Genomic DNA, 14,280 nt, shown 5'->3' on the forward strand with positions numbered 1-14,280 from the left:
CTCATAAACCGTCTTCTTCTTCAACATCATTACTGTCTATTTGCGCCAGCTGCTCACGAATATCTTGGATACTTTCTTGACCTATTTCGCGCAACGTTTGCACTAACTCTGACACTGAACCCCCCTCTCGTTCAAAAGCGGCATTCACAATCATTGGTAAATTCACACCGGCTAGCACTTCAACAGCCGGGTTTTGCATCATAATTGCCATTGCACGATTACAGGGGGTGCCACCAGGTAAATCCGTTAAAAAGAGATATTGCTGACATGACATTGAGTCAATTGCTTCACACATTTTTTCTTCTAATTCATCAGGGGAAATTGACTCAACAAAATCAATAAACGCGATATCTTCCTGTTCTCCAGCAATCGCTTTTACCGCTGATGCCATACCAGAGGCAAAATTAAGATGCCCTGAAACAATAAGACCGATCATGAGTGACTCCTTGCGGGCAGCAGAACACTCTCCTGCCCGTTTATAGCAAGTTAATAATGTATTTCGATTAACAATAACTACTGTGATAAAGGCTTTCTGTTATAAGAATCCTAATACGTGACCGACAACGCCAAATGCAAGCGTTGAGAAAATCAATACTGGAGGCTTACCCCAAAAACCCGTACTTTTCACCATTTTGTACATTAGGAAAACTAAGCACAGAGGCAGTAAATTCGGCATAATTTTGTCAAAGAGTGCGGTTTGCAATTCAACCACTTTCCCTCCGAGCTCCAGCGAGGCGGTGGTTTGTACCTTAATAAAGGTCGCACTAAGCGCACCGATAACAAAAATCCCCATGATATTGGCGGCTTTAGCTAGTTTTTCAGTGGCATCACTCATATTGACCATCGCCGCAGTGCCCGCGCGATACCCCATAAACATCAGCCCGAAATACACTAAAAAGTGAACAATTTGATATAAGAAGAAGAAAACAAAAGGCCCTGCTATCGAACCTTCCATTGCAATGGAAGCACCTAATGCTAATGTCAGTGGCATTAAGGTCATATGGTCAATAGCGTCACCAATGCCTCCTGTTGGTCCCATTCCCGCGACTTTCATCACGTTAACCGTCGATGGTTTTTCTTTATTTTCTTCCATTGCAACGGCTGTACCCAATAAAAAGGTAAACAGCTTAGGACTGGCATTAAAAAATTGCAGATGGTTTTTTAGTGATGTTGCATAGTCACGTTTATTATTCCCATGAATTTTCTTTAGCGCCGGGATAATCGAGAAAGCAAATCCCCCACCTTGCATACGCTCAAAGTTAAAGTTGCCTTCCATAAAGAGGCCTCGGAACGCACACTTCCAAAGATCACCTTTCGTAATCACTTTTCTGATTGTGGTATCTTGATACTCATCAATGCCATCAATCAAAGAACCCGTTTCTGGTTTATCCTGTGTTTTCAATACGGTGCTATTATCAGATACCATCTTCGAAATCCTCATTTTGCTGACTTGTATTTTTGTTATTACCACTAAAGAAGAAGTAGAGCGCAGCGGCTGATGCGCCTAAAATAGCGACCGCCATAATTGGGAGTTTTAAATAGGTTGTCATGACGAAACCAATGAAGAACACACCAGCCACTTCTTTTGACCACATGATTTTCAACAACATTGCGAAACCAATAGCAGGAACCATCTTCGCGCCAATACCTAAACCTTCAAGCAACACTTTCGGGGTATTATCATCAATCCACTGAGCCGCGTGTTCACCAAAATAGACCGTTACGAAGGCAACTAAAGCATAAAGTAACGAGCGAACAATGATCGTGATAATCAGTAGCCGCGATACTCCACCAGCATCAGCTCTTTCTGCGTATCTATCCGCTTTACCCATAGTGAAAGCCGTCATTGCAAAGAAGCCGATCACCAACATTTGCATTAACACGGCAATTGGCATACCAATCCCCATCGCAACTTCAGGTGATTGATTTGTCATTACGGCAAAAGCAACCGCTGCAATAGTACCTAGTGTGACATCTGGTGGCTGAGCGCCTGCATTAGGTACAAGTCCTAACCAAGCAAGTTCTAATGTTGCTCCCGCAATCAATCCAACCTGCATATCACCCATAATCAGGCCAACGACAGGACCTGTAATTAATGGTCTATGAATATTTAATGCAACGTCATACTTATCGATACCGCAAAAGAAGGCCCATAAAGCCACTAAAGAAGCTTCAAAAATCATAAATAATCCTCAAACCTGCTAATGCAGATTTTTTATTCAGGAAATTATCAGGCTGATGCGAGCGCTAACACATCAACAGGTGTCTGATCGGGAGTGTTTTGAATTGTGCAAGTCACCCCATTTGCGACAAGGCTTTTGAACGCATCAATGTCAGCATCATTGACTGATACGGTTTTCGCAATTTGGCGTTTCCCCTCATGAAAATGCATATTGCCAACATTACAGTGAGTAATGGGCACCCCCCCTTCCACTAAACGGGCGACATCTTTCGGGTTATTACACAAAACAAAAATTTTCTGACGAGGAGATGCTTTACTAATAACATCAATTGTTTTTTGAATTGAAAAGAAGCGAACAGCGTATTCACCTCCCGCTGATGCTTTCATTCCTGCTTGCATAAATGCGGCATTAGGGCCTTCTGCTGCATCATCATTAGCCACTAAAATCAGATTTGCTTCTGTATGTTTACCCCATGTAATGCGGATTTGACCATGGAGTAAACGTTCATCAATGCGGGTCCAGACAATATTCGGTGTGTTCATGATTAGCTCTCTTATTATATTTTATTAATTTAAAACAGACTGTGTGTCGTCTTTTTTGTGTGAGAACGGATAAATTGTGACGCCTTGTACAACACGGTTGATTTCTCCTGTCGGAGACGGGTTATCAGGCGTATTCCCTAGTGCAATGGAACTGTGAAATGCGAATGATTGCGCCAACATCAAGTAAGGGAACAATAGCGCCACATCAGAACAGTTCTCTAACGCTGGAATATAAACAAAACTCTCAGGTGAGAAAGAATTATCATTTCGTGCGGTGATCGCGATCACCTTGCCTGATGCATTATCGTGAATAACCTCTCGTAATAAGTCGGTCTCATATTGGCGTGTATAAGGATCATTAGAGAAAAACATCACCACTAAAGTTTCTTTATTTACGATAGACTTAGGTCCGTGCCGAAAGCCTAATGGAGTATCAAAACTAGCTACGACTTTGCCTGCGGTAAGCTCCAACATTTTTAACGCAGCTTCTTGGGCTAATCCTTGCAATCCGCCACTTCCTAGATAAATAACCCGTTTAAACTTACCCGCATATTTATCCCTAATAATTTGATTCGCTTTATTAAACTGCGCCTTATAGTGACTAAAAAAGGGCACGATAGAATCACTAAAGACGTTATCACCTAAGAAAATAGTCACAGCAGCCATCATCATGGATGAAAAGCTAGAGGTCATTGCTAAAGAACGGTCATTGGATTCTTCGGGCATCAACAATGCCAATGCACTACTATTATTTTGGCAGTACTCATAAAGCTTGCCATTGGCATTACATGTCAGCACTAAGTGATAACACTGTGATAAACACTCAGTTGCAACATCTAACGCCGCCACACTTTCAGGGCTATTACCTGAGCGGGCAAAAGAAATTAATAACGTAGGGATGTCTTCCGCTAAATACTCTTGTGGATCAGCTACCAAATCCGTTGTTGCTATCGCATCTACTCGACGTTTTATATGGCCACTTAAAATAGGGGCTAATGCTTTGCCAGCAAAGGCTGATGTGCCAGCGCCTGTTAAAATAATTCGCGCATGAGGTGCTGCGAGCGCTTTATTTAAAAAAGTTTCAATGTCAGTACGTTTTTCTTTCACTGACTGCCATGTTTTCTTCCAACACTCTGGTTGTTGCTCAATCTCTTTCGCAGTCCAAAATGCATTCAGTTGCTCCAATTGAGCGGTCTGATAACTTAAATATTCCATGGTTTCCCCTCAATTAATGGACATAGCACGCATCGGCATAAACCGATAACACATCACGAATTTTTGCAATAACAAAAGATCTCGGCGATCCATCAATCATGCCTTCTCTAAATTGAGTAAATTGATAAGGCAGATATTGGCTCAATAATGGTAATGGAATAGGTTTAACGGATAAGTTACTCATTAGCGTGTCAATGGCGGCATTAATTTCAGCATCAGGCCAGTAATAGCGAATGCGATCACTAAAACTATATACTCGAGCAAAGGCTTGTTGACGCTCATCACCATGATAGTATTTTTGCCAAAAACCTGGCTCACGACACATCAGCTGCTCCATTTTTTCACGTAATTTAGAGCACTGTTCCTGCGGGAATAAGGTTTCTTCAATGGAGCAAAGTGCGTATAAACCTTCACGCATTGCAAAAGTGAGTGCGGGTCCGACTTTTAAAATGGCAAAATGATCGTTAACTAGCTGTTTATAAGCTTCTTTAGTTTGATAATCCGTAGAATGGGCTTCGAAAACGAGGTGAGAATAATCATTGACAACTTGGCTTAATGCTTGCGCTTTTTCTTGTTGATAATCAATGATCCCCGTATGATCAAATTCAACGCCAGGTTGAACAACCAAACCAATGACGCGTTCCCAACAATCACCAATTCCAACATCTTGAAAAGCTTGACGATGGCACTCTAGTGTTTTGCGTGCTGCATCAGGTGACGTGACTTCCACAGTATCGAGTTCTTCAGCGGCACCACCAGGAACGGGCACTTCTGTACCAACAACATAAACAATATCACTTGTACCAAATGTCTCTTTTGCCGTATTTTCTGCAATCACGGCAAGACGAGCGGCACGAGATGCCACAATCTCATCCGTTAAAGGAATGGGATCATCAGCACAAGACATACTGCAATCAAGATGGATTTTCTTAAAACCGGCGGCAACATAGTGTGCAATCAACACATCTGCATTTGCCATCGCGTTTTCGGCGTTAAGATGTTGCCAGCGATTAGGGCCTAAATGATCACCACCAAGAATAAGCTTCTCGATAGGAAAACCGACATTTTCCGCCTGTTCGATAACATATTGGTAGAAGTCAGAAGGTGTCATTCCTGTATAACCACCAAACTGATCAACCTGATTAGAGGTGGCTTCAATGAGCAGAAAGGAATCATTATCCAGCGCTTGTAATAGAGCTGCTTCTATTACTAAAGGATGGGCAGAACAAACAGAATAAATACCATTCTGTTTGCCCGATTTATGTTGCTGAACAATCTTTTCTAAAGGATGCATTAAATACTAACTCCATAATCAACACCGGCGGTGTTGCTAATGGAGTTAGCAAATTACGATGCCTTATCGTCGACGATAATGACTTCAATTTTGTGATCTTTCAGTTCCTGAATATATTCCTCAGGAATACCTGAATCGGTCACTAGTATATCAATATCACCAAACTCTCTGATCATATGACAGCTGCGTTTACTGAATTTCGTAGAATCTGCAACCGCAATAATCGTTTCTGAGATATCACACATTAAACGGTTAAGACTGGCTTCCTGTTCATTGTGTGTGGTGATACCAACACGTAAATCGAATCCGTCAACGCCTAGAAAAACCTTATCGAAACGATAATTTCTAAGACTATTTTCAGCTTGTGAGCCTGAAAAAGACAACGCACTTTTTCGCAATACACCACCGGTCATTAATACTTCCACACCTGAGGTATTTGCTAACTCCATTGCGACATCCAGACCGTTAGTCATGACCACTACATTTTCGCGCGACTTCAAATGTGTCGCGATTTCGCGAGTAGTTGTCCCCGAGTCAAGAATGACGGTGTCTCCATCCTTAATCAGCGTTGCGGCAGCTTTCCCGATTAATGTTTTTATACCCGCATTTTGTCCACGTTTTTCGTGGATACTCAATTCGGCAATAAATCCTGTATTAGGAATTGCTGCACCATGAGAGCGAACGATATAACCATTTTTCTCAAGAAAACTTAGATCGCTGCGGATAGTGACACTTGAGACTTTAAATAATTCAGCGAGATCTTCGACTCTGGCTTTACCTTGTTGGTTTACCATATCGAGGATTTCCATACGCCTCTCAACTGCCGCTTTCACTTTCGTCTCCTTACGAAACCAAAACGATATCTTTCGATTGGTTTCGAATATAGTTTACTACGCCAATTTTTACCGACAATGCAAAAAAACAAAACTTTTGATCTCTTTCACAAAGTTTCGAATCACTGTCGATTGCTTACGATTATTTTCGTGTAGCGTCAATAATAACCTTGAGGCCACTAGTTTCCAATAAATAAAATGATATAACGCAACGCTATACTTATGATTACACCACATATAGCTAGATAAAACACAATAATATAGATTTAATTTCGCTTCATTTCACAAAGTTCAGATTAAAGTTTCAATACATTCATTTATTTTCGAAAAACAAATCAAAAGAAATAGCCCAAATAGTCAATAGAATATGAAATAGTATCGAATAGAAAGTATTTTTAACGAAAAAAACCGTATTAACCTTTCGCAAAAACCTTTCATTTACTTTCGATATTTCGTATTTGTGATTTTAATCTCTTTTGTTTTGATAAATTTTACGTAATGTAACAGGATAAAAAGAAACTCAGGAAATGACTAATGACATTAAATCAACCTGTTTATTTTCATATGATGGCAAAACCCACAAGCTACCACTGTAATATTAAATGTGAATATTGCTTTTATCTGGAAAAAGAAAATATTTTTCAAGATGAGACAAAAGAAACGGGTCATACCGTGATGCCAGATGGTGTACTTCGTCGTTATATTAAAGACTATATTCAGTCACACAGTGGAGATCAGGTTGATTTTTCTTGGCAAGGTGGTGAACCAACGCTTGCTGGACTCGCCTTCTTTGAAAAAGTCGTCAAGTACCAAAAACAATTTGCTAACGGCAAGACAATCACAAACAGTGTGCAAACCAATGCGATCGCCATTAATCGCCAATGGGCGCAATTTTTTGCTGATAACCACTTTCTATTAGGCGTTTCAATTGATGGCATTGAAGCCGTTCACGATAAATATCGTATATCAGTGAATGGCAGCCCGACTTTTGAACGAGTAAAGCGAGCAATTAAGCTACTCAATGAATATGGCGTTGAATTTAACACACTCACTGTTATTAATGACCAAAACTGGAATAAAGGAAAAGAGACTTACCAAGCCTTAAAAGAGTTGGGTTCAACCTTCTTTCAATTTATTCCTATTGTCGAAGTTGATAGGCGCTTTCCTCATACTCATGGAGGACATTATGCTCCGGGTCCCAATGCACAATTAGCGCCATTTTCTGTCCCTGCTGAAGGCTACGGACAATTTATCACTGAAGTATTTGATGAATGGATAAGACAAGGCGATATCGGGAAAATATATATTCGCCTATTTGATAGTTTATTAGGTACGTGGATGGGATATCCCGCATCAACCTGTATTCAATCTAAAACCTGTGGGCAAGCATTGATCATTGAAGCCAATGGTGATGTTTATTCTTGCGATCACTATGTCTATCCCGCGAATAATTTGGGTAATATCCATCAAAATAGCCTTGCTCATTTAGCCACTTCAAAACAGCAACAGCGTTTCGGTCAAAATAAATATGATAAACAAACGAGTCTTTGCAAACAGTGTGAAGTGCAAAGCTTATGTTATGGCGGTTGTCCTAAACATCGCATTATTGCCATTGAAGGCGAGAAACATCGTCATAACTACCTGTGCCGCTCTTATAAAAAAATATTTCATCATACAGCGATAGGTATGCAACTAATGCAACAAGCCATTTCACGAGGAGGCCTCGCGAGTGATGCGCTTCCTGCGATGAAAAAAAAACTACCTAAAGTAACCCTTTTTTATTTTATCTTGTTTGTTTTGGAGACAATCCGTGATCTTACCTTCTGTTAAAAAAAGCTTACTCGCAGGGATCATTGCTGCATCGTGTTTAAACATCCCAATATCTGCTAATGCAGGTGGTACACCTGAAAAACCGAATATTTTACTGATAGTGATGGATGATTTAGGCACAGGGCAACTTGATTTTGTACTGGATACCTTAGATGTTGATGCATTAGCGCAACGCTCTACACCGCCACGTTATGAAGGCGATATCAATAAAATGGTAGAAGCTGCGCGCATTGCAATGCCCAATGTCAGTGAAATGGCTCAAAATGGTGCAAAAATGACCAATGCATTTGTTGCTCATCCTGTTTGTGGCCCTTCTCGAGCGGGTATCTTTACTGGACGCTCTCCAGCAAGCTTTGGTACTTACAGTAATGACGATGCTATTTTAGGCATTCCACAAGATATCAAGCTATTACCTTCACTTTTCCAAGAAAATGGCTACGCCACCGCCAGTATCGGTAAATGGCATAATGCAAAAGTGATCCGCAAACCCAAGATTAATGAAAATAAGCAGACCCGTGATTATCACGACAATATGATCTCAACACCAGAAGCAGGTTATGCTCCTCATGAACGTGGGTTCGATTACGACTTTAGTTATTACGCATCCGGCGTCGCTTTATGGAATTCACCTGCATTTTGGCGTAATGGTGTCAATGTTCCTGCCCCAGGCTATACCACGCATCTTTTAACAGATGAGACATTAAAATTTATCGATCAACATAAAGATAAACCCTTCTTTATTAATCTCTCTTATAGCGTTCCTCATATTCCATTAGAACAAGCCTCACCAGCTAAATACATGGAGAAATTTGATACAGGTAATGTTGAAGCAGATAAATACTTTGCGGCATTAAATGCAGCAGATGAAGGTATTGGTCAAATTATTGCAAAACTAAAAGCAAACGGTGAGCTAGAAAATACCCTGATCTTTTTCTTATCCGATAATGGCGCGGTTAATGAATCCCCTATGCCAATGAATGCAATGGATCGAGGCTTTAAAGGACAAATGTTTAATGGTGGCGTTAGAGTACCTTTTATTGCTTATCAACCCGGTACTATTCCAGCAGGCACAAAAAGTGATGAGATGATCTCCGCACTCGATATTTTACCCACAGCGCTACAAACAGCGGGTATTGCGATCCCTGACAATCTTAACGTTGAAGGGAAAAACATCATGCCTTTGCTTAAAGGCGAAACCGCAAAGTCCCCTCACAACTATCTTTATTGGGCAGGTCCTGGCACGAAACATTACAGTGAAGAAAACCAAGAATTTTGGCACGGATATCACCAATGGATAACCTATCAACGTAAAACACCGCCTACGAATCCTAACTTAGAAAAACTCTCTAAAGGTGCTTGGGCTGTACGTGATGGTGAATGGGCGCTCTATTTTTATGATGATGGGAAAAATCAACCTCACCTATTTAACGATAAAAAAGATCCGTCTGAATCAGTCAATCTTGCTAAACAAAATCCACAAAAAGTGGCAGAGCTAAAAAATGCGTATTACCAGTGGATCAAAGATAAGCCCAAGCCCGTTGTTTGGGGACAAGATCACTATCAAATACTTGTGGATTCTGCAAAACCTTAATATTCAACTTCCGTTTTGTTTCGCAAGGATGCGTCTTTTTTCTGAGATACGAAAATGGCTATTGAAATTGCATCTTCAGCACGACCCAAACTCCCTTATGAGCACCCAAACGTAGAAATCTACCAACGCTTATTTAAGGAAAATATCATTCGACGATTAGTCAGAAAATCAGCTTATCGTCGCTATGATAAAACGATCACTGATTTTTTTAATGATGAAAACCAGTCACTTTTCTCTTTATGTGAAATGCTGACACAGTATGTCACACAGGCTTTTCATCATTACCAAGTCTGGGGTTACTCTCATGCTTATTATCCCGGAAGCCCAGGACAACAAACGGCAAGAACGGATGCGCTTGAAGGTGTTAGCCGAGTACTTCCTCTACTTGCCGCATGGATAGTTAGCAGCAAAAAAAAGTACGTTGATGGGATTAAATCATCAAGCTTTCAACTTACCTTTAATCATCAAACAAAGCTTTATTCATGGCACAGATCCACTTCATAAAGGATATTGGGGAAAGCTTGAAGATTACGATCAACGCATTTGTGAAGCCTCTGATTTAGCGCTTACTCTTTGGATCAGCCGTGAATGGGTGTGGAATACATTAACACCTGCCATACAACAACAAATCATGACTTGGTTCGAACAAGTTAATCACTGCGAAATTGTTGATAATAATTGGCATTTCTTCCCTCTCACCGTCCAATTTGTCATTAAAGCACTCACAGGAAAAGACACTATTGCCCATTGGCGCTATGAACGACTAAAAGAGTTTTATGTTGGTGATGGATGGTTTCGTGATGGGGCAAAAGGTAACTATGATTATTACAATGCGTGGGGATTTTACTATTCATTGTATTGGTTAACGCAAATTGATCCTCAATTTGATACAACATTTATTACTCAATCACTTAATACCTTTAATCAACATTACCTTTATTTTATGACGCCAAAAGGTATTCCTTTCTTTGGTCGCAGTGCCTGCTATCGCCTTGCGGTTTCTGCGCCATTATTAGCAGGTGTCGATTTACATTGTCCTTCAGTAAAAGTGGGCGAGGCAAAACGCGCGTTTGAAAGGAGTTTGCGTTATTTTATTTCTCAAGGTGCATTAAAAAATGGCGCCCCCACTCAAGGCTTATTTACTCACGATCCTCGTTTGGTTGATAACTACAGTGGACCTGCCAGTAGTTTTTGGTCATTGCGTGCCGTAATTATTGCGCTTTATTGTGCTGATCGTATCAACTTATGGCAAACACCTTCACTTCCTTTACCGATTGAAAAAGATAACTTTCGTTTCGAAATCCCTGCCATTCAAGCTTTAGTGACTGGTGTGAAAGCAACACAAGAGGTAAACGTCATTTTTTGCGAAAATTATACAACGCAGCAAACACCATTGACCCGCCGTTTAGAAAAACAGACCTTAGCACAAAAAGTTGCTGAAACCGTGATAGGGCAGTCCAGGCGACCGAAAAATAATTTATTACGCAAAGGGATCACCAGTTATAGCTCTAAAATGGCGCATTTTTTCTAATCATCTTTCATTTGCTTTCAGTGCGAAGGAAATAAAAATGTGATTTAGATCTTTTACCTTTCTATTTCTTTCGTTTATTATGTTTCGTAATTAAACGAAAGATGAGAGGCAAACATGTATCTGGTTTCTACTCGTAATATGCTCAATAAAGCACAGCGTGAAAATTATGCTGTGCCTGCTTTTAATATTCATAACTTGGAAACCATTCAAGTTGTGATGGAAACAGCTGCTGAAATGGCATCACCGGTGATCTTAGCGGGTACACCGAGCACGTTTGCTTATGCAGGTAGTGATTATTTGATCTCTATTTGTCAGCAGGCGGCAGAGCAATATCGTATCCCGGTTGCTCTACATCTAGATCACCACGAAGAGATCCCTGATATATGCCATAAAGTCATTTCAGGTGTCCGATCCGCTATGATCGATGCCTCCCATTTTCATTTTGAAGAAAATATTCGCATCGTCAAAGAAGTGGTTAATTTCTGCCATCATTGGGATTGCACGGTAGAAGCTGAGTTGGGTCGCCTTGGTGGGCAAGAAGATGATCTTATTGTTGATACAAAAGATGCACTATTCACCGATCCTGATTCAGCGGTACAATTTATCAAAGCAACGGGGATTGACTCATTAGCTGTTGCTATTGGTACAGCGCATGGTATGTACAAACATGAACCTCATCTCGATTTTGATCGCTTAGCGATTATTCGCCAAAAAACGGATATTCCTTTAGTTCTTCATGGCGCATCGGGTATTCCTGATGCAGATGTACAACATTGTATCGATTTAGGTATTTGCAAAGTTAACGTCGCAACTGAGCTGAAAATAGCGTTCTCTAACGCAATTAAGCAATACTTCTTGGATAACCCTGATGCAAGTGATCCTCGTCATTACCTTGTTCCGGGCAAAGCCGCAATGAAAGCTGTGGTTGCAGATAAAATTCGTGTCTGTAAAAGTGATGGGAAACTGTGAAGATAAACAAAACTGTCGCCATTATTGGCGAATGTATGATAGAGCTAAGTGGTCAACCTTTTTTACCGCAACAACAACGTTTTGGTGGTGATACGTTAAATACCGCGCTCTATTTATCACGACTCATCCCTTCATTACATCCCCACTATATGACAGGTTTAGGCACGGATACTTACAGTGCCTTAATGCAAAAAGCATGGGAAGATGAAGGGATCAACTGCCAATCTGTTATTACTATTCCCGATAAACTCCCTGGCCTATATGCCATTGAAATTGATGCTTGCGGTGAGCGTAGTTTCCACTATTGGCGTAATGATGCAGCAGCTCGTTATATGACAACTGATAATCGTTTTGCCGCACATCTCAATGCACTGCCTGATAATAGTGTGATTTATCTTAGCGGTATTTCTCTTGCTATTTTAACGCCAGAAGGTAAAGAAGCACTACTCGCGCAATTAACCCGCCTTAAACAACGAGGGTTCACCCTAATTGTCGATTCAAATTATCGACCACGTTTATGGGATTCAATACCTCATGCACAAGAGTGGTTTGAGAAGCTATATAGTATTAGTGATATTGCTTTAGTCACTGGTGATGATGAACAAATACTTTGGCAACAACCCGCGTTGACTGAACAAGACATAGCACAACGCCTTCATCAATGGGGTAATCAAAATGTGATTATCAAATTAGGTGTAAATGGCGCTTATTGGTCTGATGGCAAAAATACGGGCTATGTTTCTCCCAAACCCATTAATTCTGTTATTGATACTACCGCCGCAGGTGACTCTTTTAATGCGGCTTTTATTGCTGCTTGGCTACAACATCACAGCCTACCTACCTGCTGTTTGTGGGGAAACACCTTAGCGGGGCTCGTCATTCAACACCATGGCGCCATCATTCCTCATGAAATTACGGATTCATTCTACACACTCATCAAGGATAACCATGACACAGTCAATTGTTGATACTCTTTCATCACTGAAAGTGATCCCCGTGATCCAAATTAATCGCGCTGAAGATGCAATTTGGCTGGGTGAAATTCTAACCCAAAATCAATTACCTGTTGCCGAAATTACCTTTCGTACACCAGCAGCAGCCAAAGCCATAAAACTCATGCATGAACACTTCCCAGAGCTAATATTATGCGCAGGAACAGTATTGACTGCACAACAAGCAGATATGGCAAAAGAAGCAGGAGCTCGCTTTGTTATTTCTCCGGGCTACAACCCAAGTACCGTTGATTACTGCCTTAATAATGGCATTGATATTGTACCGGGTATTAACAATCCAAGCCAAATCGAGATTGCACTTGAAAAAGGCTTAACCTTACTTAAATTCTTCCCCGCAGAAGCCTCTGGTGGTGTAAAAATGCTAAAAGCCTTAGCGTCACCTTACGCTCAAGTCCAATTTATGCCAACAGGTGGAATTAGTTTAAATAACGTGAGTGATTATCTTGCTATTCCACAAGTTGTTGCTTGCGGAGGAAGTTGGATTGCCACCGCAGATACGATTGATAAACAAGATAAAGAGACCATTGTTAATCATATTCAAAGTATCCACTCATTACTAAAAACGCATAAGGAATAAATAAAATGAAACAGGTTGCCGTTTTATTAGCTGATGGATTTGAAGAAGGCGAAGCTGTTGTTTTTATTGATATCATGCGCCGTCTTGATATTCATGTCGATGTACTTTCTTGCATGGATACTTTGGTATTAAATACCTATTTTGAAACGAAAATCAGTGCCGACTATCTATTAACAGATAAATTCTCACACAGTTACGATGCAATAATGATGCCGGGCGGTCCTAAAGGTACTGATCGTTTATGCGCTAACAAGCAAGTTATTCAATTTATTAAACGCCATATTGCTGAAGATAAATATATTTGTGCACTGTGCTCTTCTGGAGCAAAAGTATTAGCGGCACATCATCTTCTTGAAGGTCGTAATTACAGTACTGGCGATAAACTTGCTGATAAGTATGATGATGGTCATTACCTTGATCAAGATGTAGTTGTTGATGGAAAGTTTATCAGTGCAAAAGGATTAGGTGTGAGTTTTGAATTTGCCTTTACGGTGGCTCGCCATTTATTAAGCGATAATACAGAAAAAGTAGACTGGCAAGCTAATCATATTTATTTTCAAACACTGGCCTTTTAGATTACCTAAAATAACCCAATTAATTACTATTAGCGATAAAAATAAAAAATAACCCACCTTAATAAATTAATTATCGAGGTGGGTTATAAAAAACATAAATTCAATTACTTATCAATAAATAATCGTC

12 protein-coding genes and 2 pseudogenes are annotated in these 14,280 nt (G+C 40.4%); 7 read left to right on the forward strand and 7 right to left on the reverse strand.

From position 1 onward, the window contains the following. Position 1 precedes the first annotated feature (1 nt). The 7 genes from agaF to agaR all read right to left on the reverse strand — a co-directional run bounded on the left by agaF (position 2) and on the right by agaR (position 6,067). Complete coding sequence (agaF, locus tag BHE89_RS19210) at positions 2-436, reverse strand: PTS galactosamine/N-acetylgalactosamine transporter subunit IIA (RefSeq protein ID WP_069367639.1); 435 nt, start codon at positions 434-436, stop codon at positions 2-4. Between the two features lie 99 nt (positions 437-535). Then, the gene (locus BHE89_RS19215) at positions 536-1,426 is read right to left on the reverse strand and encodes a PTS system mannose/fructose/sorbose family transporter subunit IID (RefSeq protein WP_069367638.1); all 891 of its coding nucleotides are present in this window, start codon (positions 1,424-1,426) and stop codon (positions 536-538) included. Beyond that, positions 1,416-2,183: a PTS N-acetylgalactosamine transporter subunit IIC gene (gene agaW / locus BHE89_RS19220; RefSeq protein ID WP_069367637.1), complete on the reverse strand. Its 768-nt coding sequence runs from the start codon at positions 2,181-2,183 to the stop codon at positions 1,416-1,418. Before agaW ends, BHE89_RS19215 begins: the two co-directional genes overlap by 11 nt. A gap of 47 nt (positions 2,184-2,230) precedes the next feature. Further along, entirely contained in the window at positions 2,231-2,725 is a 495-nt protein-coding gene (agaV, locus tag BHE89_RS19225) for a PTS N-acetylgalactosamine transporter subunit IIB (RefSeq protein ID WP_069367636.1), read from the reverse strand. 24 nt (positions 2,726-2,749) lie between these two features. Next, positions 2,750-3,940, reverse strand: a complete 1,191-nt coding sequence (locus BHE89_RS19230) for an SIS domain-containing protein (RefSeq protein ID WP_069367635.1) — start codon at positions 3,938-3,940, stop codon at positions 2,750-2,752. Between the two features lie 13 nt (positions 3,941-3,953). After that, positions 3,954-5,234: a tagatose-bisphosphate aldolase subunit KbaZ gene (kbaZ, locus tag BHE89_RS19235; RefSeq protein ID WP_069367634.1), complete on the reverse strand. Its 1,281-nt coding sequence runs from the start codon at positions 5,232-5,234 to the stop codon at positions 3,954-3,956. A 53-nt stretch (positions 5,235-5,287) separates the two neighbouring features. Then, on the reverse strand, positions 5,288-6,067 hold the full coding sequence (agaR, locus tag BHE89_RS19240) for a transcriptional repressor AgaR (protein ID WP_036912386.1): 780 nt from the start codon (positions 6,065-6,067) through the stop codon (positions 5,288-5,290). Between the two features lie 534 nt (positions 6,068-6,601). On the opposite strand from agaR, the pseudogene BHE89_RS19245 reads away from it, so the two are divergent. The 7 genes and pseudogenes from BHE89_RS19245 to BHE89_RS19275 all read left to right on the forward strand — a co-directional run. Then, positions 6,602-7,822 (forward strand): annotated as a pseudogene (locus BHE89_RS19245) (anaerobic sulfatase maturase); the annotation flags it as partial. A gap of 55 nt (positions 7,823-7,877) precedes the next feature. Then, on the forward strand, positions 7,878-9,488 hold the full coding sequence (locus BHE89_RS19250) for a sulfatase family protein (protein WP_069367632.1): 1,611 nt from the start codon (positions 7,878-7,880) through the stop codon (positions 9,486-9,488). A gap of 54 nt (positions 9,489-9,542) precedes the next feature. Then, positions 9,543-11,019: pseudogene (locus tag BHE89_RS19255) on the forward strand (DUF2264 domain-containing protein). A 114-nt stretch (positions 11,020-11,133) separates the two neighbouring features. Next, positions 11,134-11,988 (forward strand): tagatose bisphosphate family class II aldolase, encoded by an 855-nt coding sequence (locus BHE89_RS19260; RefSeq protein WP_069367630.1) that lies wholly within the window; start codon positions 11,134-11,136, stop codon positions 11,986-11,988. Beyond that, positions 11,985-12,956: a sugar kinase gene (locus tag BHE89_RS19265; protein WP_069367629.1), complete on the forward strand. Its 972-nt coding sequence runs from the start codon at positions 11,985-11,987 to the stop codon at positions 12,954-12,956. Before BHE89_RS19260 ends, BHE89_RS19265 begins: the two co-directional genes overlap by 4 nt. Continuing rightward, the gene (locus BHE89_RS19270; protein ID WP_069367628.1) at positions 12,937-13,578 is read left to right on the forward strand and encodes a bifunctional 4-hydroxy-2-oxoglutarate aldolase/2-dehydro-3-deoxy-phosphogluconate aldolase; all 642 of its coding nucleotides are present in this window, start codon (positions 12,937-12,939) and stop codon (positions 13,576-13,578) included. The genes BHE89_RS19265 and BHE89_RS19270 overlap by 20 nt, the downstream gene beginning before the upstream one ends. 5 nt (positions 13,579-13,583) lie before the next feature. Next, entirely contained in the window at positions 13,584-14,153 is a 570-nt protein-coding gene (locus tag BHE89_RS19275) for a DJ-1/PfpI family protein (protein WP_128860733.1), read from the forward strand. Positions 14,154-14,280: the final 127 nt, after the last annotated feature.

Origin of the sequence: Shigella sp. FC1967 (genome assembly GCF_001743005.1) — a bacterium.
Taxonomy (GTDB): Bacteria; Pseudomonadota; Gammaproteobacteria; order Enterobacterales; family Enterobacteriaceae; genus Proteus.